Source organism: Vibrio mediterranei, from assembly GCF_013364395.1.
Lineage (GTDB): Bacteria > Pseudomonadota > Gammaproteobacteria > Enterobacterales > Vibrionaceae > Vibrio > Vibrio mediterranei.
On sequence record NZ_JABXGK010000008.1, the window covers coordinates 356,241 to 374,817 of the forward strand.

The window sequence follows — 18,577 nt, forward strand, 5'->3', positions numbered from 1 at the left end:
TAACACTATGAGTAATATTCTGACGAACTTAGATTTAAACCTCTTAAAGGCGTTTGTGATTACCTATAAAGAGCGCAACTTAAAACGTGCTGCAGAGCGGCTGTTTATCACGGCTCCAGCGGTAAGTGTCAAACTCAATAAGTTGAAACAAGAGCTTGGAGGAGAGTTGTTTATTAAAGTACCTACCGGCTTTGAACCTACGGCTTTGGCGGATCATCTCTACGAAAGAGTCGAGCCGTTGTTGAATCAACTTTATTCCGATATTGGCAGTTTAAAAGGGTTTGAACCAGCCAAGCTGAGTGGAAGAGTGAATATAGATTTAGGGCAACACTTTATCAGTTGGTTTGCACCCAAGCTTTTTTCTTTGGTTAAATCCAGCGCCCATCAAGCGAGCATGACTTTCAATGGTTTTTCAGAAAATACTATAAGTAACCTCAGGCATGGGGATGTAGATATAGGTATTGAGTATGCGAGGGTCGATATTCCAAAAGACATTATGGAACTCCCACTCAAGATCAAACCTTTGGTAATGGCTGTTAGAAAAGATCACCCTATCACGAGCAAGACGGCGAGAGTTGAGGAGTTGGCGGGTTACGGCTGTGCAATGATAGAACTGAATTTAGATGAAGGTGGTAAGCGCTGGCATTTTATCCACGAAGCGGAGCGCCAGTGTGGAGTGAAATTGGAGCCTGAGTTTACCTCGAGTTCACTTGAAGCTGTCGTAGAAACGCTCTGTCACTCCAATATGTTCTGTCCGGCATCCAAACACATTGTAGAGCAGTATTCAGACAAGCTAAAAAGTATAGAATTTGTTGAAATGCTAGATTTGGTTAATTATCCCGTTAGCCTCTATCTTCATAGAAGGAATAGACATTCTCCGAAACATCAATGGCTAATAGACCAAATACAATTGGGATTCTCTACGTTTAATGTGTGAAAAACGCACATTATCTTCCCAGTAGGCGCTCATATTGCTGACAATCTTCAGTCTAGAACTGAATGTACAAAAAAAGACCTATATGAATAGGTCTTTTCAATCTAGCTACTTTAAATTTAATAGCATGCTTAACGCAACTTTTAAACCCTTAGTACTTTTTAAGAATTTCCACGATAGCGGCTTCATTATCCGCGGCGATGATGGCGTCCACGTCTTCATCGTTTTGGAACAGTTCTGCCAATGCCATGATAGTTTGGATATGGCTATCAGAGTCCAACGCTGCCAATGTGACCGAGAAGTAGACGTCGCCGTTATCTTCTGATTCTAAGTCAACACCATTCTTAAATACCGTGATTTGAAGCGCTTGCTCATTCACGCCGTCTTCTGGACGAGCATGTGGCATGGCGATTTTCGGAGCTAGTACATAGTAAGCGCCAATTTCTTTGTGCTTAACCTTAATTGCTTCCAAATAACTTGGCTCGACCTTACCTTGTTCAATCAGCTTTGAACATGTGATGTCTAACGCCGCGTCTACGCTTAAGCTCGTTTCGTGAGAGATAACGATGCCGTTATCTCCAATTAGGTTCATGATGCTCATGATACAATCCAACCTAGAATCAGACCAACTACACCGAAGTCGAAGTCAGCGAACGTCGTTGCTTCAAGACCTAGGCCGCCTAGTACTGGCAGTAGTAACATTGGTAGGAACGAGATACATAGACCTTGAGTGAATGCACCTAGTACTGCACCGCGAAGACCACCTGTTGCGTTACCATAAACACCTGCCGCACCACCTACGAAGAAGTGAGGAACAACGCCTGCTACGATAATGGTCCAGTCAAACATGCCTTGGATACCCATTGCTACAAGACCTGCTGAGAAAGAAGATAGGAAACCAATAAGTACAGCGTTAGGAGCTACTGGGAATACCATCGGACAGTCTAGTGCAGGTTTTGCGCCTGGTACAAGTTTGTCTGAGATACCCTTAAATGCCGGTACAATTTCAGCAATCAGCATCTTCACACCTTGCAGTACGATGTACACGCCACCAGCGAAAGTCAGAGATTGCATGAAGGTGAATACTACCCAGTTTTGACCACCTGAAACACCTTCTACAAACTCACCGCCTGCAAAGATAGATGCAATCATAAAGAACACAGCCATAGTTGTTGCAACAGCGACAGGCGTATCACGCAAGAACATAAGGCTCTTTGGAACATTAATGTGCTCAGTTGATTTTTCTGGGTTACCAAATTTGCTACCGATGAAGCCAGCAACGATGTAAGACAGTGTTGAGAAGTGACCCATTGCTAATTGATCGGTACCCATAACTTTCTCAGTATATTTCTGAGCTAGAGCAGGCATAATGACCATTAGAGAACCAACAATTATTGCACCCATCGCAACTAGAGTCGCACCTGTAATACCTGCTGTTGACAGAATAACTGCAACTAGCATAGACATAAACATAGTGTGGTGACCAGTTAGGAAAATATATTTTAGCGGTGTGAAACGAGCCAAAAGAATATTAACGATAAATGCGAAGAACATAATTAGTGCCATTTCATAACCGAATGCTTCTTGTGCTAGAGCAACAATTGCTTCGTTATTTGGAATAACACCACTTACACCAAATGCTTCTGTAAATACAGTGGAGAAGTTATTTAGTGCGCCAACTAAAGCGCCAGCACCAAAACCTAAAATTAGAAAACCCATTACGGTTTTAATAGTGCCTTTTAGAATGGTTGAAACATCAGCTTTCTGTGCAATAAGGCCAATGAAAGCTATTAAACCAACCATGATTGCGGGCTCTTTTAATAAGCCCAGCATAAATTCGAAGAAGTTAGCCATTATACTTTTTCCTTAGATGAATTTTTTTAATTGCTCTTCAATTGAAGCTTTGTCAAAAATATTCGCTAGGCTAACAATATTCTCTTTACCAGCGTCTGCTAATTGCGTTGCAACATCAGTAGCTGCTACCCAAATATCAGCATTGCTTGATGCTGCTGATGATAGATCTTCATGATCAACTTCTGCATCTAGACCAATTTTTCCTGCTACTTCTTTAACTGCCATTTCCATCATTAATGAAGTACCAAGACCGTTTCCGCATACAACCATTATCTTTTTCATATCGTCATTCTCTGTAGAGTTATTGAGAAGGAGGCCGTTCACCTCTCTATTGGATTGAGTGCATCATAACGAAAAACAGGAGGGTTGCCATGGATCCAAATCACAAAATCAAGTTGACCTTATGATCTGGATCACAGTATTGGTGGAGTAATATCGATTAAAACTTGAGCGCTAATACTTAAGGGTTATTTGTGGATTTAATAGGATGGTAGCGATGAAACATCACAAGAGAAATAATGTGATCTGTGTATATGAATAGATTTTCACTTGTTTATAATTGGTAGGGGACGATGTTATTACTTACCATAATCAGTGAGCATTTTCTTAAGGAGCTTATTAACGTCCTTGGTCTTTTTATTTCTTTTTGTAAGAGCACTTAATGAGGTTGGTAGCTGCGGTTTATCGGAATCTTCGACTGTATCTTCGGCTTTATCTCTCAATTTCTGTACCGCAGGTAAAAGCATGCGAACTTCATCACCGAGTTCATTTTCCAATACGACAATGTTATCTGACTCAACTTGAATAATAGTTAACAAACCATGGTTTGGTGATTGAATAGTTTCACCAACCATTGATGATTGAACTGGAACAGAACGGTCGGTAAGTTGACCACTTCGAAGTTTAGCGGCTGTAATTGAACGTATATTACCGGTATTTTCAAACGCAACAATGACGGTATGTGTATTGTAGTATTCCACAACAGTAACATAACCATGCTTTTTAGTTTCAAATCTCGCACCTATTTGCATATCTAATGGTGCGTCCATTTTTTTTATTAACATTTAGTTTCCAGTGTACAAACTTTTTAATTTCACTTAGCTAAGTATACACCCTAGATTTTTCAATATAAATATTTGTATTAGGCAAGTCACCATATTAGTTAAGGTGTTGGGCAACATAAGGACTTAAAGGCAACCATGAAATGCCGCCGTAGATCCTCTAGCGATCTTCTGTTGACTGTTTTTCCTTCAAGGCGTTAGCTGCGTAGCGAACTGCGAACACACACAAAAGCATCATAATAAAAGGAATGGACGCCAAGGAGATTTCTAGCCAAGGGAAGTCGGTGAAGTATTTTGAAAGTAACAAGTGGGAAATGATGTTCAGTAAAGCAATCACTATTGCCACCACGAGTAGTTTCATCTCTTTGTTCATCCGATTTTCCTGCTGAGAATGATAGTTTAGGAGAGGCGCTATGGTTTCAAGCATGAGGGCGTTATTGTGCCACAAGGAGGACAGCGTTTGTCGTGTTCATGATCTCGTATTCTCAAATTGTAGTAACCACATTTAATCATCAGATGAGAGTGGTTAACGTTCCCTAACGTAGGCATTTAGTTCGTTCGATTAGCTATGTTAGACTCGCCACGAAAGGGCGGAGTTTAGAAAGGAAGATAGGTTGAAATCTGGTTTAATATCATTTCTTGCATTTGTGCCAGTGTTAAGTCAGGCAAGTACCTTGTGTCACCAAGAAGAAAATTGGTTAGCGGGATGCGAGCTTCGTAACGATAAGGTTGTTAGTTTCTGTACTGATAAAACAGGGTTAACGACATACCGTTACGGTAAACCTAACAACATTGAGTTGACTATAAAGGAACGCCAGCCAGGGACAATGAAGACACTGAGTGAAGGGTATTCACGAGGAGCTGCTTCGGAGTATCAAGCTCAAAATGGCCGTTATACCTACACTTATACTGATGGGCTTTATGGAAGCAACGACGCAACCTATCTCTTAATGGAGCTCAATCATAGAGGATTTGAAATCGCTGGATTAACTGAAAACACGCTGTCTCATCATACCGTAGACAAATCGCTTACCGTTTCTCACGATTCTAAGGGCGAACTGACCAACATCAAATGCGATGACGACAGTCATTTTTATGGAGAGCCCGTTGGACGAAGTGAATACATTCATATCCTCCGAAATGTAACGGATGAATATCGCTTACCATTGGCGGACTTGCCTCCTCAATGTCAGTCTGATGCCGCATCTTGTGTAAAACTGTATGAGGACTTCAATCGAGATTTCATTTTTGTTCAGTTCCAATCTATCGATCAAAGTAGTTTTGTGAATGACAAAGCGTATTTAATCAAAATGGCAACGGGAGATATTAGTCAGGTCACAATGCAAACTCTGTCATCGTCAGATGAGACTCTGATGAAACCGCTGCTTTATCTTACTGTCGATGCAAAACAGTTGGTGGTTAGCCTAGAAAGCGAAGTACGTTAGTAACTCTTCAGCGCTACTCAACTAATTGTCCCTAGTCCTAGGTAACATTTCATCCTCACACGTGAATACGGTCGAAAAATCTCATACTTCACGCGACGTCAGTGTTCTAGTTGTCATTATAATTTCGCTACCCAACGTTTTGATGTGTAAAGGAATAAGGAGAACTTGAACATGTGGAGTCAGATCTGGGGATTTGTGACTGGTAATGCAGCTTCGATAGTTGAGCAGGTAGAATCTGCCGTAGATGATTACTTCTATACGGATGAAGAAAAGAGCAGAGACAGCGTCTCAGCACAGAAAAATCGCACAAAGTTTAAAGCACAAATGGCGGCGATTACTTCACAGTTAGCACAAAATGAACAGCGCTTTAAAGTTCAACTAGAACAGCTAATCGCAGAGCGCGAAAAACAAATCCACGATACCTACCAACGAGAAATCAGTGCCTCGAAAGATGTCATTGTCGCCGAGCTTCACCAATCCGATCTTTACACTAAGCGAGCAAGGCCAACAGTGATTTATGCGGGGCTTTTGTTTGTGTTTCTAGAACTGCTTGGGTTGAGAGTAGCGTTACTTTCGCACCTTGAAGCGAGCTCGGTCGTTATTGAAAGCTCTACGGCAATATTATCGGCATTTCTGTATATGTGGGGAACAGTAGCGGGTGCCTACGCATTAGGGAGAAGTGCCGAAAAGCGCGGCATCTCTAATTCGGTTACGCGATTGGTAACCGGTGCTTCAAAAGCACAAACTGACAACTCCGCTAAAACCCTTGAACAGAGAGTGAAGGAGCAAATTACGTGGTAACCATAGTGTTGCATTGTTCTGATTCTCATTTTGGTAATGCTGCGCTCATTGCGAAATGGCATCTGGCGAGAGGCTGGCAAGGGATTGGATATCATTACGTGATTTTGAATGGTTGGCTGAGCGCCAGATCTTATCATCCTTGCTATAACGGTCATATCGAAACTGGACGAGCGTTGAATAGCGATTCCTTGGTCTCTCCTTTTGAAGTAGGTGCTCATGTGAAAGGGCACAACGCTCAAGCTGTTGGGATATGCTTGATTGGTCGCTCTGGTGTGTTTACCGATGAACAGTTGAACGCAGCGTTGTCGATTGTCTATCAACTGGAGAGACAGTTTGGAGAGATAAGAATTGTTCAACATAGTGAGCTTGATGGAAACAAACCAGAGTGTGCGGGTTTAGATATGGTTCGTTTCCAAGCTAATCTGCGCTGTTACAGACGATTAATTGAGGTGTGTTGAGAGCGGATAAAGTGGTCACCACCTAAAACGGACGAATAGCGATGCGCGATGGTGAGATGCCCGTCAGTCGCTTAAAAGCGCGCGAAAACTGAGATATGCTTGAGAAGCCCATATTAACTGCTACGCGCGATACTGTTTCACCGCGTTGCAGTTGTTCCATAGCTATGTCTAAAATTAGGTTGTCTCTTAGTTGTCGAAAAGTGATGCCTTGCTCCTTAAGTCGACGTTGAAGTGTGCGTTTACTAACATTGATCACTTGAGCGGCTCGCTCTAGGTCAAACTTAATTTCTAATACATACGGACGAAGCGCGCTGTATATATGACTGATGGCGTTGTAATAAATCCCGTTGTTTTCCTCTTCTTCTTTACGAAACCCCACCTCACTTTTCGTCACTGTGATAGTTGACTGCGCCAATGAATGTTCAATGACCACGCCACAAACAGTGCGAGCTTGAACAAACTGAATTGTTGCTGGAAAACACTGGATAATGTCGTCATGACACAATGACTGTAAGTGCACTTGCGTTGGTATCCAATCTGTTTTGGTTAACGCTTGAATGGTTTCTATCATTGCCCAAAGACTAAACACTTCGGACCAGACAAAAGTGGTATCTTCAGTATTTACTGCTTTGTAGCGAGAAAATAGAAAATGATCGCCAAATAGTTTCAACTCAATGTCCGATTGAGGTAACTGAACTTGAAGTGCTTGAATGACCTGTTTCAGTGCGTCTTCGAGAGTGGTTTCTGAACCGACGTTACATAGCAATTGTGGGACAATATGTTCTCGTAATGCAATACGCACTACTTGTGTGCCAGATTCAGGACCCAGTTGATCATACGTAAGTTGAACCAGACGAAAGACGGCTTGCAAAGGAAGAAATGTGGGTTCCGCTTGTTCATATTCGGTCGGTAGACCAGCCGAAGATACGAACTCGTGAACATCAACACCGCTGCGGCGCAATTGAGATAAAATACTCGTGGCATAGTCGCTATAAACAACGGGAATCATAAACTCTCCTTCATGGTGGTTAGAATTCGATTAAGACGCAGCAAATAAAGTCGATGGATAGAATGAGATGCGCTAGGAGCGCATCATCAGTTGAGAAATCGAGTTAAGGTCATGACTTAACTACGGTTTTCTCTGGTGTGATTTTCCCATCCAGTACTTTTTGGTTCACGCCGTAATAGCGAACGGTAAAAGAGAAGTTTTGGCCGTTGGTGTCAATGTTGTTGATCGCCTCTTGCCCACAGTTGAAAGAGACAGTGACGGAGCCATTCGCATTTTTCTGCCAGTTATTTGATGACACATGATTGGCACCATCGATTAGGTAGCGGTTTTTGTCATATGGCGTAACGGATGTAAAGTACTTGGAGTCAGGACTCTCGAATGTTGTTGTCTGGCACTGATTCGCCTTTAACATGACCGAGTTAGTATATAGGTTAGCTACGTTGACCTCAGGCGAAGAGCCTCCCCAGCCGTTGGCATTTTCTAGGTTCCACTGATGAAGATCGGTAATGTCAGACGATGAGCGTGGAAAAGTGTAAACGAAGACTTTGCCCTGAGTTTCAGCGGTTAACTTTGAAGTCCATGCCTCTACTTCGTCGAAGTCGTAGTTTTTGACTTGATAAGTACCAAATTTCAACTGGTCAGTCGTAATTCTGTCCTGAGCGGCTCTCGCTGCATCTAGGCCTTTCTCAGTACCAGTGCGGTAAATCAGAAAGGCATGGTCTGTTTCTACTTTGGTTGTGTAAGAACCTTCACCCACGACGTAATGTTCTCCATGGCCACCCTCATTGACTACTTGAACGGCCATATAGACATCGCTTTGCGGGATATCGAATGTGACAAAGCCATTCTGCGCTTCAACAATGGCTACAGAGTAAAGCGTGTCATCATTCATTTGCACTGTAGGGGCGGCTTTACCACGTGGTGGTAGGTTTCGCATATGAGTGATGTGTTGGTTAGCTCCGAGCGCTGCCCAATTGCGATAGTTGCGTGCTGTCTCTGCAAACGCGTAGTTTTGCTCGGTTACTTTGATGAATTCGTTGCTGTCATTATTAGTAGTGGTGGTTCCACAGGCGCTGAGCACAAAGCTTAAGCTGATGACAGAAGTGGCGAGTAACGTTTTCTTGAGTATCATAACTATCTCCGAGGGTAGTAATTAACCAAAGTGACGATTAACTCAACCTTGTATTTAATCGCGTTCTTGAATGAGGTTAAGACTATGTAGAGATAGGTATTATTACTAATGATACCTTTTTATTTCAGATATGCATGAAGCGTATATCTTGATTAACTGCCTGATACCGATATCTTTTCTGCTAGCGTTTCCAACATCAATGTTTTAAACCACTTATGAGCGGGACTGCTCAAGGTGCGGCGATGTTCAATCAAATAGATACTGACTAAATACGGCTTGTCATTAAACGGCTTGATGATCTTGAGGTTGGAGCTCTTCTCAAACGTTTGGGCCAATGCGTGGCTCGAAATCATTAATCTATCGGTGTCTTCAAGTGATTCCATCAATGTGGCGAGTTGTCCTGATTTTAAAGCGATGGTTCTTGATAGCCCTTGATTGGCAAGCTCTATATCAATCGGGTTGAGATAATGCTGAGTAGAGCGCACATCTAGAGATAGGTCGACAAATTGATACTCTAAGCAATCTTTGATGCTTATAGTCTGTTTATCCAGCAATGGGTGGCTATTCGAACCATAGATAACAGGGTAAGTGCTTCCAATCTTCTCACAGTGGTACTCCTCACTTTGTACCACTTCTTCAACGTGAATTGAAAAATCCACTTGCCCGTCTTTCAAGAGCTGAGTAGGGTCGAGAGACGAGGGGTATTCTTCAAGGGATGCGTTAGGGGCGACTTCTTTAATTGCTTTGGCTAAAGGAGCAGTGAGAAAGCGGCTCATTAACGGTGGTACAGAAATTCTAAAGGCGCGTTCACATCGACTGGGCGAGAAGTTCAGTCCATTAAGTAAGGCATCAATGGATAGCAGGATTCGATCGAGTTCAGGCTCTAGTTCAAGGGTTTTAGTTGTGGGTTGCAGACCATTGGATTCGCGGTAAAACAAAGGATCGTCAAAAAGCGCTCTCAACCGGGAAAGGGTACGACTCATCGCTGGTTGGGAGAGGTAGAGCTTTTCAGCCGCTCGTGACACATTGCGCTCTTTTATCAGTACGCTAAGTGATACCAGCAAATTTAAGTCTATTCTTGATAGTTCCTGCTCAAGAGTCTTCATATCTTCCTTGCTCACTATTTATTACACAAAAGCATATCAGTACTAATACTATTGCCTTTGAATTAATATCGCTAGCCGATAATGACCTCGACGTGCTTGGACCGCAAATGTTTAACCATGTTTTCTGGTACCGCGTCATCAGTCAACAAAATGGAGATTTCGCTGGTGTCGCCAATCGACGACGGAAAGATCTGCCCGAACTTGCTGGAATCGGTTAAGACGATATTGCGGCGTTTCTTCTGGATGATGGTATCGGCAATGTCTGCACGCATCATATCGCGACTAGTGAAGCCGGTATCAATATCAAAGCCATCGATACCTAAAAACGCAGTACTAAAATGAATGTTCTCAATGCAAAGCTTGGTTAGTGGTCCAACTAAACTTTCACCTTGATGTTGGTAAACACCGCCCAGCAAAATGATGTTGGCTGAGGTATGACGAACGAGATGCGCAATGTAGGCCGAAGGAGTGATGATGGTGACATCACCTCTTTCTGCTAGTGTACGAGCAAGTAACGCATTGGCACTGCCGCCTTCGATAAGCACCGTTTCATTAGCGGCAACAAGATCAGCAGCCTTGTTGGCAAGCTGCTGTTTTATATCGAAATGCACTTCAAGGCGCGAGTCGATGTCATCACTTTGCAAGGAAACAGCGGCACCATGAACTCGTTTTAAGTAGCCGTTTTGCTCTAGATAGTTGAGGTCTTGACGTATGGTTACACCGGAAACACCAGTGAGCTCAGAGAGGTCGGTGACTTGCACTCGTGTTCTGTCGTTCACTAAGTTTAAGATTTCAGACTGTCTGGAATTCATTGAGGCTCCGGGTGTTTGCATGCATCAATTAAGAAGAGGGCCAGTATAGCCCTCTTTCGTTTCAATTTCATTTGAAAGTCGTTATTTGAAACTTGTTATAAGTCGTGCTCGGTACGAGCGATGATGTCATCCTGCGCGTCTGGAGATAATGCAGTAAAGAACGCTGAGTATCCTGCAACGCGAACCACGAGATCGCGATACTGTTCAGGATTACGTTTGGCCGCCAATAAGGTGTCTCTCGATACGATATTGTATTGAACGTGCCACCCCTTATGATGATTGAAGAACGTTCGAATCAACATGGATAGCTTCAGTTTATCGCTGTCCGACTGCACAGCAGCAGGAGAGAGTTTCTGATTCAACAACACGCCTCCAAGAATCTGATTTGCTTGGATTTTGGCCACTGAGTTGTATACAGCCGTTGGTCCCAAACGATCTGAGCCAGACGAAGGGCTTGCTCCTTCAGCAAGTGGAGTTGACGCTTTTCTGCCATCAGGCGTTGCCATCGTCGAGGCTCCGAATGGCACGTTAGCAGAGATACTAGAGGTCCCCGCATAGTACCCACCGCCAATCGGGCCTCGTCCATGTCGGGTATTAACGAATTGTTTAAGTTCATCAATGTAAACTTGATACGCTTGCGCTAGTAGATGGTCAACAGCGTCATCGTCGTTACCATATTTAGGCGCAAAGTTAATCAGCTGGTGGCGCAACTGTTCTTGTTGTGAACCTTCAAAGTTCTCCGCCAGCGCTTTCGCCAATTCAGGCTGGCTGATCTGCTTCTCATCGAACACCAGATGCTTGATGGCTGCCAAGCTATTCCCTAAGTTTGCAATTCCCACTTGTAATCCAGATATCCAATCATACTTCGCACCGCCTTCTTTAACGGTTTTGCCACTTGGTAAGCAGTTATCAACCAACGATGAGCAAAAGATATCGTGCGCCTGCTGTTCCAGCACAGAGTCGACAACGGTATCAATTTCAATCGACTTTCTGGTGTAGTAGCGGATTTGATCTGCCCAGCTGTGCATCACTTCATCCATACTAGCGAAATTGTTTTTCTCTAGTGACTTACTGTGAGGTAAGAAGCACTCTCCAGACGTGGCGTCGACACCTTCATTTAACGCGGCCAATAGGATTCGAGCAAAGTTAATAAAGCTCATACCGGTGCAGCGATAACCCCACTTACCAGGGACCGCGGTTTCAATACAACCAATCGACGCATAGTTGTAGGCATCTTCTCGCTCGACCCCTAGTTTTATAAACTCAGGAATAACGATTTCATCGTTGTTAAACGCTGGCATACCAAAGCCACACTTAATGACTTCGATACAACCCATTAAGAACTCTTGATTCAGGCCTTCGTGATAGCGAACACTCAAGTTAGGCTGCGTGGAGCGGAGTTGACCACATGACTCAAGAATTGCCCAAGAGAGTGGGTTGACCGCATCCATTGGCACTCCATTCTCATCAAGCTTTTGACCGCCAATACACACATTTTGATAAAGGGGAGAACCTGCTGAGGCTTTAGAATGAGCCCCTGAGCGTATTTTGTTGACTTCCAACAGCTTTAACCAACAGCTTTGCAGTAGCTCTGTGGCGAAGCTAGGTTGCAGGGAGCCATTGTTGATATCGGTGATGTAGAAATCATTAAGATATTGGTCCATACGACCAAATGACACCGAGTGACCGTTTGATTCGATTTGCAGCATCAATTGCACAAAGTAGCAGAGCTGTAATGCTTGCCAGAAGTTGCAAGGTGGATGATAAGCAATGTGTTCACAGTTTGCGGCAATGGTTTCAAGCTCTAGTTTGCGTTGAGTATCCGACTCCTGTTGCGCCATGTTCAATGCCAACTCCGAGAAACGCAAAATGTGTTGCTGAATCGCACGTAACACAATATCGACCGACTTATAAAACTGCTCTTTCTTAAGTCCTTCATAAGTGGAAATATCGTTATTTAAACGATGATCGTCCACCTCGGTAATGAGCCCATCTAAACCAATGGCGAGAATTTTCTCGTTATCGACTGCTAGGTGAGCGTCACCGGATGTCATATTACCTTCGGCTTTGATAATGGTCGTTGCCAAGATGGCTTGCTGCTCATCGGTGAATAGACCATAGCAACGATCCTGTACCGTTTTACCTCGCCAATATGGGGTAAGGGCGTGGATAATGTCTTTGTCTTGCTCTGTGACAGCAAAGCCTGCTCCTGGTCGGTCAGCAAGCTCATCAATCTCTGCTTCAATCCAACGTACGGTGTACTCAGGGAAGATTGGCGCCGCGCGCAGTTTGCTGGCTTGGTTACCCACAATTAGCTCATTATTATCGATCCAGATTGTACGTGTCGCTAAATGTTCTTCCAGTGCTAGTGCACGTTGGACGATAACAGGCTTGTCTTCATTCTGCTGGTAGACTTTGGTGTATGCTTGCGCACGCTCGGTACAAATAGGTGGCGTAATAATATTAACCAGAGCTTTCTTATGTTCTTGAATACGCTTAGGTAAGTAATTGAGTTCCATAGTCATTAGCCTCTTACAATCACGTTGATACGTGGATACTGCTTGGCGTACTGTTGCGCGTATTCAAGCAGCTCGGGGTTGTTGAGTGGTTTGTCGGAGCATAAATAGGGCATGTCCAACAAACGGTATTTATTGATGCCTAGTGTGTGATAGGGCAGCAGGTGTAGTTCAGTACAGCTTTCGATATCAGCTGCAAAATCAATAATGTCTTCGAGCTCTTCGGGGGTGTCATTAAAGTCTGGGACCACTGGAACACGAATGATAATTCGTTTTGCAATAGGCGCTAGTTTGTGGAAGTTGCTCTTAATACGTTTCAGTGAACCCTGTGCCCAGTCCAAGAATTTTGTTTCATTGGTATGTTTAAGATCGGTTAGCCAGCAATCAATATAGGGCGCTGTTTGTTCAATGTTTTTCCACGGTACATGCATACACGTTTCTACAGCTGTATTTACACCTTCTGCTTGGAGCTGCTTGGCTAAGGATGCCACTAAATCCGACTGCATTAATGGTTCACCACCAGAGAAAGTTACCCCGCCACTACTTTGATCATAAAACGGCTTATCCTTCATTAAGGTATCGAACAGCATTTTTTGTTGAGCATCTTCTCCACACACGGTTAACGCTTGTGTCGGGCACACATATCGCAAAGCAATGATTTGTGAATCATCAAGGGTATCTCTGTTTATCTTGATGCCTTCTGGTGTAGCTTCAATTGAAGGGCAAGCGTCCGAGCAGCGATGACAGTCACTTAAACAGCTGCGTTTATCGAATAGCACAGAATGCTTAGCACTGCGACTTTCTGGGTTTTGGCACCAGGGGCAAGCCAAGCTACATCCTTTGAGAAACAGTAGGCTTCGAATACCATCACCATCATGAGTAGAGAATCTTTGGATATTAAAATACATGTGCCATCCAATCTTTCATTTTAAGAAGTTATATACTTTCATTAAATGAAACTTTAACTCTTCATATGAAGATTGTCTTGATCAAAATCAAGATCCATCAAATTGGCAAGATCTATATTGTTGGTAACTTGATAATGTTCAAATAAAGGTTTGAGAATAGAAGATGATTGAACTCTACTTAGATACGGCGGATGTCAGCGAGACCGCACGTTTTAACCAATGTTTCCCGTTAAAGGGAGTGACCACCAACCCGACGATTGTCGCTAAATCTAAGGTGGGGCTCACGACGACACTTGCTAATATGACAGAAGTATTGGGTGATACGGCGCGTTTTCACGCTCAAGTGGTGAGTAAAGATCCTCATTCAATGTTAGCGGAAGCAAAGAAGCTAAGTGAACTTCCTTACGATATGGTGATAAAAGTTCCCGCTACGGAGGCAGGGTTAGCTGCTATTAAGTTAATGAAACAAGAGGGTATTCAGGTTCTAGCTACAGCAATATACACGGTGCAGCAAGGATTCATGGCTGCATTGTGTGGCGCCGATTATCTTGCGCCTTACGTTAACCGTATTGATGCTATGAATGGTGATGGCGTTGCAGTGGTTCGTGACCTTCAATTGCTGATCGAAAAACATGGACTTTCAACAAAAATCCTCGCTGCAAGCTTCAAGAATGTCCAGCAGGCGATGGATGTGATGAAGTTGGGAATTGGTGCAATTACTTTACCAGTTGATGTGGCGGCGCAAATGTTCTCGCATCCAGCCATTGAACCAGCAGTAGCACAGTTTGATAAAGATTGGTTGGAAGTGTTTAGTGACAAGCTTTCATTTGAAAGCTAGTAAAGCCAATTAGCCCTCCATGGCTAAGTGCTGTGTCAGACCAGCGGAGTCGCGGTTAATCTAGATTATGATCACTAGTACGACTTTCGCTTAGTGCTTTCTTAAAGTCTTTAATTGAGCTCCCTACATCGCTGCCAATCGTACTCAGCTTTCTGGTTCCAAATAATATCGCGATAATTAAGGCTATTATCGCGAGCTGCCAAACACTAATTCCACCCATGATAGTCTCCCGTGTTCATATTGGTGAGATACCTGAAATGCGTTTAAACAGACTCACGGTATATAGGCTGGCTTGCACAGCGTAGCGCACCACCAAGCATTGAGGGCATATCAAATTCGACCTCGATGACATTGTGTCCGTGCTTGCGAACTTCATTGATTACACGTTGATGTGCTTTGTCCATAATGCACGTATCTGGGCTAATAGGCAGCCCATTGGCCGCTAACCAACTGGCTTCTTTCTCATTAACATCAATAAAGGTGTAGTGAGCCAAGCTTTCAGGCAAATCGGATTTAATCCAATCTCGACAAATCAATGCTAGGTTAGGACTTAGTAATGATAGTGCGCAATCGAGGTGTAACGCTTTCTCATCAAGCATTAAAGGCGTGATCGTGTATTCGTCACCGTACATTGATTCGAGCCATTCATAGCCATTCATGTTGGAGCCTTCACCAATGCCAAGATAGATGTTTTTTCCGTCTACAAAGAAATCACCGCCATCTAGGCAAATGTTTTCCGAGTTTGCTCGTTCATTAGCAATGGCATCGTTGGTAAAAATATCCAGTCCTGCCTGTGGTGCAGAGAGGTATTTACATTGTTTTTGTTTCATGAGGTTGGAATAAAATCCGGTGAACGCATATTGCTGCTTGCGCTTAAAACTCATACGAAGGGAACTGACGATGACGTTGTTGCCAACTGTACAAAATACATCTCTAGGCCATATTTGATCGATTGTGCTGTCAATATAATGCGCATTTTTGCCTTCAATGGCCTTTGGCCTAATAACTTTCACTCCTTGTTGTTCTAGTGCTGAAACAAATCCTTCAACTTGGCTGACGAGTTTCTCATAGCCTTCAACACCGTATACATCTCCCCATGTTGAATTTGGGTTCTCTTTTAGGAATGTCACTGTTTCTGGTTTAAGCCAAGGCATATTTCTTTCGTAGCCATCGCTATAGTTAAAGTATTTATCATCAAACTTCGGGGTGCGTCCGACGATCACCTCTTTTAGCCTGCCATATTCGCTTGTCACATGAATACGCTTCGCGGTGTCTGCAAGGCTTGTACTTTTTGTAGCAACGGTATCGGTCTTTAACGCATTTGCTAACGCCTTAGGTGCGACAACAGCGGCGCCTGTGACTGCGGCTGCTGCGCCAGTGAGTGAAAAGAACTTTCTGCGAGTCATTGAAGTTGTCATTGGTTTGCTCCTGTTGGTTTAGATGGAGCTACAATACTTATGAAATAGTGAAAGGTTAAATAAGTTAGTTTAAATAAAATTTAAAGATGGTAGGGTGAAAACGGACATTTATATTAGGGAGCGAACGGATGTTAAGTACTGAACAGTTGTTTATCTTTAAGACTGCAGCCGAGCAAGGTTCCTTTTCCGCAGCGGCAAGATTACTCAACAAAACGCCTGCGGCTATCAGCATTTCGATATCAAACCTTGAAATCCAATTAGGTATCGATCTCTTTGATCGTTCGACTAAGTATCCCCGGTTGACCTCAGCAGGAGAAAGGCTTTACCAGCAATGCACTTTACTAGTTAGACATATCGAGCGAATTGAGAGTGCGGCCACTAGCTATGCTCAGCAAGTGGAAGACAAAGTGACAATTGGTATAGATAGATTAATACCTAGCTGCATGATTGAGTCTGGCCTGCAAAAACTAGCAAGCGATTTTCCAAATACCGCTATCCATATTGTGAGAGATACTAATGCCAACTTACAATCCCGAATTGAGCTTCATGAACTGGACCTCGTTTTGCAATGCGCGACGGCAGCTGAACCAAAATCATTGGAGTTTTTTGATATCGCACTCATGGAAATGTGCTGTGTTTGTGCGCCGGATAGCGATTTAGCGGATACTGCAATCGTCGATAACGAGGCTCTATTAACCCGTCGTCAGATTTGTTGTGAAAGCATGATTGAAAACCCTTCACTATCACTTCAAGGACGTTTATCTCCTGAAATCTGGGTGATGACGGATCAGGAGGATGTATTGAATATGGTGGAACAAGGTTTAGGCTGGGCATTTGTTCCCAAGGTTCTAGCAAAGCAACGACAAGAGGTTGGATCCTTGCTCATTATTAATCCAGAGTTTTCCTGTACCGAGATACTGTGCCGAATTGATCTTTGGTGCGCACCAAGTAAGAACCAGGGGCGAGTCGTAAAACAGCTCGTTGGCCAAATCAAACAGATAGCGAATTTTTGACGTGGTTAATGGTACCAGAGCATCATCACTCTGGCACCTGTGGTCATTCTTAAGCCTTAACGTATCGATTCTTAACAATACAATCAGCGTAACGTTCTGCTGAGACATGTTGGAACTTCAATGGTTTATCGAGCTCGCCAAACAATGGAATGCCTCCGCCAAGCAGAACGGGAATGGTGGTGATTATCATCTCATCAATTAGATCTTCCGCTAAGAAACTCTGAATCGTCTTACCGCCATCAATGTAGAGGTTTTTGTAGCCTTTCGAGTTCAAGTCACTAACGATGTCGCTTAGCTTACCTTTCACCAAAAAGACTTTGTCTTCATAGCCTTCAGGCACTTTAGTAAGTGTATTACTTAACACAAATACTGGCTTAGAGTAGGGCCACTCAATACCAAAACTCAGAACGATTTCTAGAGTGTTTCTGCCCATGACGAGTCCATCAACTCGGTCCATAAACTCCGCAAAACCAAAATCTGAGCCCTCAGGGTTTGGCACATCATGTAGCCAATCGAGACCGTTATTTTTGTCTGCGATATAGCCGTCTAGACTGGTTCCGATGTATACGATATTTGCCATTGTTGAGACTCCGCTATTTGATATTAAAGGTCATTTTGCTATAATTCTACAGTGTAGAAATTAATATTAGTTTAGCTAGGAACTTTTATGACTGTCAAGGCCAAAAAAAGGGGACGTCCAACTAAAGGTAATGTCACGCTGAGCAAAGAAGTGATAGTGGAAAACGCAAAGCGCTTGATGCAAATGGATGGAAAGATCCCAAGTATCAGAAGGCTAGCTACTGAGCTGAATATAGATGCGATGGCCATCTACTATTACTTCAAAAACAAGGATGAGTTGCTAGAAGCTGTAGCAGTATCTTTGGTTGAGGGGATATATCTGCCGGAGGAAGGACGAGAATGGCAACAGGAGTTACAGCAACTAGGTTGGAGTTATCTTGAGCTATTGGGACAATATCCGGGCTTGCTAGAAACACTGTTCAAGATGAAAACAGCAGGACCCGCTAATGTATTTATCAGTCGGTTCAATCAAGTTATTGAGGAACTTGATCTATCTACGACAGAGAAACAAAACGCAGTGAGTCTGCTTGCGGATTATTTGCATGGGTTCGCATTCTCTATGCAGTTTTCCGAGATTGACCAGCAAGCGAAATACGACATTTATCAGGGGTCAATAACGCTGTATTTAAAAGCTGTGACACCTTCACTTTCCTCCTAGCAGCCAGCGGAGTAAGGTAGTCAATATCGAGTTTC

Annotated in this window: 20 protein-coding genes and 1 pseudogene; 7 read left to right on the forward strand and 14 right to left on the reverse strand. The window is 43.4% G+C overall.

Annotated features, from left to right (window positions below; all coding sequences use genetic code 11):
• The first annotated feature begins 7 nt into the window (after positions 1 to 7).
• Positions 8 to 937, forward strand: a complete 930-nt coding sequence (locus tag HOP38_RS18630; protein WP_124941784.1) for a LysR family transcriptional regulator — start codon at positions 8 to 10, stop codon at positions 935 to 937.
• 148 nt (positions 938 to 1,085) lie between these two features.
• Here HOP38_RS18630 and HOP38_RS18635 read toward each other — a convergent pair whose 3' ends face one another.
• The 5 genes from HOP38_RS18635 to HOP38_RS18655 all read right to left on the reverse strand — a co-directional run bounded on the left by HOP38_RS18635 (position 1,086) and on the right by HOP38_RS18655 (position 4,222).
• Complete coding sequence (locus HOP38_RS18635) at positions 1,086 to 1,535, reverse strand: PTS sugar transporter subunit IIA (protein ID WP_164491503.1); 450 nt, start codon at positions 1,533 to 1,535, stop codon at positions 1,086 to 1,088.
• Complete coding sequence (locus HOP38_RS18640; RefSeq protein ID WP_006069231.1) at positions 1,532 to 2,788, reverse strand: PTS ascorbate transporter subunit IIC; 1,257 nt, start codon at positions 2,786 to 2,788, stop codon at positions 1,532 to 1,534. The genes HOP38_RS18635 and HOP38_RS18640 overlap by 4 nt, the downstream gene beginning before the upstream one ends.
• A 12-nt stretch (positions 2,789 to 2,800) precedes the next feature.
• Positions 2,801 to 3,070 carry a PTS sugar transporter subunit IIB gene (locus tag HOP38_RS18645; protein ID WP_006069230.1) on the reverse strand — a complete coding sequence of 90 codons (270 nt, stop codon included), beginning with the start codon at positions 3,068 to 3,070 and terminating at the stop codon, positions 2,801 to 2,803.
• Between the two features lie 296 nt (positions 3,071 to 3,366).
• Positions 3,367 to 3,852: a hypothetical protein gene (locus tag HOP38_RS18650; RefSeq protein ID WP_038221557.1), complete on the reverse strand. Its 486-nt coding sequence runs from the start codon at positions 3,850 to 3,852 to the stop codon at positions 3,367 to 3,369.
• A 157-nt stretch (positions 3,853 to 4,009) separates the two neighbouring features.
• The gene (locus HOP38_RS18655; RefSeq protein ID WP_006069228.1) at positions 4,010 to 4,222 is read right to left on the reverse strand and encodes a hypothetical protein; all 213 of its coding nucleotides are present in this window, start codon (positions 4,220 to 4,222) and stop codon (positions 4,010 to 4,012) included.
• A gap of 241 nt (positions 4,223 to 4,463) precedes the next feature.
• Here HOP38_RS18655 and HOP38_RS18660 point away from each other — a divergent pair, with 241 nt between their 5' ends.
• The 3 genes from HOP38_RS18660 (at position 4,464) to HOP38_RS18670 (ending at position 6,553) form a co-directional block, all read left to right on the forward strand.
• Positions 4,464 to 5,294 carry a hypothetical protein gene (locus HOP38_RS18660; RefSeq protein WP_198558676.1) on the forward strand — a complete coding sequence of 277 codons (831 nt, stop codon included), beginning with the start codon at positions 4,464 to 4,466 and terminating at the stop codon, positions 5,292 to 5,294.
• 171 nt (positions 5,295 to 5,465) lie between these two features.
• Positions 5,466 to 6,095 carry a 3TM-type holin gene (locus HOP38_RS18665; protein ID WP_198558677.1) on the forward strand — a complete coding sequence of 210 codons (630 nt, stop codon included), beginning with the start codon at positions 5,466 to 5,468 and terminating at the stop codon, positions 6,093 to 6,095.
• Entirely contained in the window at positions 6,089 to 6,553 is a 465-nt protein-coding gene (locus HOP38_RS18670) for an N-acetylmuramoyl-L-alanine amidase (protein ID WP_124941788.1), read from the forward strand. The genes HOP38_RS18665 and HOP38_RS18670 overlap by 7 nt, the downstream gene beginning before the upstream one ends.
• A 22-nt stretch (positions 6,554 to 6,575) precedes the next feature.
• Here the strand turns inward: HOP38_RS18670 and HOP38_RS18675 are convergent, their stop codons facing one another.
• The 6 genes from HOP38_RS18675 to HOP38_RS18700 all read right to left on the reverse strand — a co-directional run bounded on the left by HOP38_RS18675 (position 6,576) and on the right by HOP38_RS18700 (position 14,036).
• Complete coding sequence (locus HOP38_RS18675; protein ID WP_124941789.1) at positions 6,576 to 7,562, reverse strand: helix-turn-helix domain-containing protein; 987 nt, start codon at positions 7,560 to 7,562, stop codon at positions 6,576 to 6,578.
• 109 nt (positions 7,563 to 7,671) lie between these two features.
• A complete protein-coding gene (locus tag HOP38_RS18680) occupies positions 7,672 to 8,694 on the reverse strand; it encodes a DUF1254 domain-containing protein (protein WP_198558678.1) in 1,023 nt (340 codons plus the stop codon).
• Positions 8,695 to 8,846: 152 nt separating this feature from the next.
• Positions 8,847 to 9,800, reverse strand: a complete 954-nt coding sequence (locus tag HOP38_RS18685) for a LysR family transcriptional regulator (RefSeq protein ID WP_198558679.1) — start codon at positions 9,798 to 9,800, stop codon at positions 8,847 to 8,849.
• A 71-nt stretch (positions 9,801 to 9,871) separates the two neighbouring features.
• Complete coding sequence (locus HOP38_RS18690; RefSeq protein ID WP_038226276.1) at positions 9,872 to 10,612, reverse strand: DeoR/GlpR family DNA-binding transcription regulator; 741 nt, start codon at positions 10,610 to 10,612, stop codon at positions 9,872 to 9,874.
• 95 nt (positions 10,613 to 10,707) lie between these two features.
• A complete protein-coding gene (locus tag HOP38_RS18695) occupies positions 10,708 to 13,131 on the reverse strand; it encodes a formate C-acetyltransferase/glycerol dehydratase family glycyl radical enzyme (RefSeq protein ID WP_198559355.1) in 2,424 nt (807 codons plus the stop codon).
• 5 nt (positions 13,132 to 13,136) lie between these two features.
• On the reverse strand, positions 13,137 to 14,036 hold the full coding sequence (locus tag HOP38_RS18700) for a glycyl-radical enzyme activating protein (protein ID WP_198558680.1): 900 nt from the start codon (positions 14,034 to 14,036) through the stop codon (positions 13,137 to 13,139).
• 163 nt (positions 14,037 to 14,199) lie between these two features.
• Between HOP38_RS18700 and HOP38_RS18705 the strand changes: the two genes are divergently transcribed.
• Entirely contained in the window at positions 14,200 to 14,874 is a 675-nt protein-coding gene (locus HOP38_RS18705; RefSeq protein WP_198558681.1) for a fructose-6-phosphate aldolase, read from the forward strand.
• Positions 14,875 to 14,959: 85 nt separating this feature from the next.
• Here the strand turns inward: HOP38_RS18705 and tatA are convergent.
• A pseudogene (gene tatA, locus HOP38_RS18710) lies at positions 14,960 to 15,094 on the reverse strand (twin-arginine translocase TatA/TatE family subunit); the annotation flags it as partial.
• Between the two features lie 43 nt (positions 15,095 to 15,137).
• Positions 15,138 to 16,292: a dimethylarginine dimethylaminohydrolase family protein gene (locus HOP38_RS18715; RefSeq protein ID WP_124941795.1), complete on the reverse strand. Its 1,155-nt coding sequence runs from the start codon at positions 16,290 to 16,292 to the stop codon at positions 15,138 to 15,140.
• Positions 16,293 to 16,420: 128 nt separating this feature from the next.
• On the opposite strand from HOP38_RS18715, the gene HOP38_RS18720 reads away from it, so the two are divergent.
• On the forward strand, positions 16,421 to 17,305 hold the full coding sequence (locus tag HOP38_RS18720) for a LysR family transcriptional regulator (RefSeq protein WP_006069215.1): 885 nt from the start codon (positions 16,421 to 16,423) through the stop codon (positions 17,303 to 17,305).
• Positions 17,306 to 17,354: 49 nt separating this feature from the next.
• Here HOP38_RS18720 and HOP38_RS18725 read toward each other — a convergent pair whose 3' ends face one another.
• Positions 17,355 to 17,885 carry a dihydrofolate reductase family protein gene (locus HOP38_RS18725; RefSeq protein ID WP_124941797.1) on the reverse strand — a complete coding sequence of 177 codons (531 nt, stop codon included), beginning with the start codon at positions 17,883 to 17,885 and terminating at the stop codon, positions 17,355 to 17,357.
• Positions 17,886 to 17,972: 87 nt separating this feature from the next.
• On the opposite strand from HOP38_RS18725, the gene HOP38_RS18730 reads away from it, so the two are divergent.
• Positions 17,973 to 18,542, forward strand: coding sequence for a TetR/AcrR family transcriptional regulator (locus HOP38_RS18730; RefSeq protein ID WP_038226290.1), 570 nt, complete (start codon positions 17,973 to 17,975; stop codon positions 18,540 to 18,542).
• Positions 18,543 to 18,577 lie beyond the last annotated feature (35 nt).

What these genes read in the sequence shown, in the direction of transcription:
- HOP38_RS18640 (WP_006069231.1), bottom strand. Translation starts at nt 2,788, where the DNA reads ATGGCTAACTTCTTCGAATTTATGCTGGGCTTATTAAAAGAGCCCGCA.
- HOP38_RS18645 (WP_006069230.1), bottom strand. Translation starts at nt 3,070, where the DNA reads ATGAAAAAGATAATGGTTGTATGCGGAAACGGTCTTGGTACTTCATTA.
- HOP38_RS18650 (WP_038221557.1), bottom strand. Translation starts at nt 3,852, where the DNA reads ATGTTAATAAAAAAAATGGACGCACCATTAGATATGCAAATAGGTGCG.
- HOP38_RS18715 (WP_124941795.1), bottom strand. Translation starts at nt 16,292, where the DNA reads ATGACAACTTCAATGACTCGCAGAAAGTTCTTTTCACTCACTGGCGCA.
- HOP38_RS18725 (WP_124941797.1), bottom strand. Translation starts at nt 17,885, where the DNA reads ATGGCAAATATCGTATACATCGGAACCAGTCTAGACGGCTATATCGCA.
- HOP38_RS18695 (WP_198559355.1), bottom strand. Translation starts at nt 13,131, where the DNA reads ATGGAACTCAATTACTTACCTAAGCGTATTCAAGAACATAAGAAAGCT.
- HOP38_RS18705 (WP_198558681.1), top strand. Translation starts at nt 14,200, where the DNA reads ATGATTGAACTCTACTTAGATACGGCGGATGTCAGCGAGACCGCACGT.
- HOP38_RS18730 (WP_038226290.1), top strand. Translation starts at nt 17,973, where the DNA reads ATGACTGTCAAGGCCAAAAAAAGGGGACGTCCAACTAAAGGTAATGTC.
- HOP38_RS18655 (WP_006069228.1), bottom strand. Translation starts at nt 4,222, where the DNA reads ATGAACAAAGAGATGAAACTACTCGTGGTGGCAATAGTGATTGCTTTA.
- HOP38_RS18720 (WP_006069215.1), top strand. Translation starts at nt 16,421, where the DNA reads ATGTTAAGTACTGAACAGTTGTTTATCTTTAAGACTGCAGCCGAGCAA.
- HOP38_RS18690 (WP_038226276.1), bottom strand. Translation starts at nt 10,612, where the DNA reads ATGAATTCCAGACAGTCTGAAATCTTAAACTTAGTGAACGACAGAACA.
- HOP38_RS18685 (WP_198558679.1), bottom strand. Translation starts at nt 9,800, where the DNA reads ATGAAGACTCTTGAGCAGGAACTATCAAGAATAGACTTAAATTTGCTG.
- HOP38_RS18665 (WP_198558677.1), top strand. Translation starts at nt 5,466, where the DNA reads ATGTGGAGTCAGATCTGGGGATTTGTGACTGGTAATGCAGCTTCGATA.
- HOP38_RS18680 (WP_198558678.1), bottom strand. Translation starts at nt 8,694, where the DNA reads ATGATACTCAAGAAAACGTTACTCGCCACTTCTGTCATCAGCTTAAGC.
- HOP38_RS18700 (WP_198558680.1), bottom strand. Translation starts at nt 14,036, where the DNA reads ATGTATTTTAATATCCAAAGATTCTCTACTCATGATGGTGATGGTATT.
- HOP38_RS18635 (WP_164491503.1), bottom strand. Translation starts at nt 1,535, where the DNA reads ATGAGCATCATGAACCTAATTGGAGATAACGGCATCGTTATCTCTCAC.
- HOP38_RS18630 (WP_124941784.1), top strand. Translation starts at nt 8, where the DNA reads ATGAGTAATATTCTGACGAACTTAGATTTAAACCTCTTAAAGGCGTTT.
- HOP38_RS18675 (WP_124941789.1), bottom strand. Translation starts at nt 7,562, where the DNA reads ATGATTCCCGTTGTTTATAGCGACTATGCCACGAGTATTTTATCTCAA.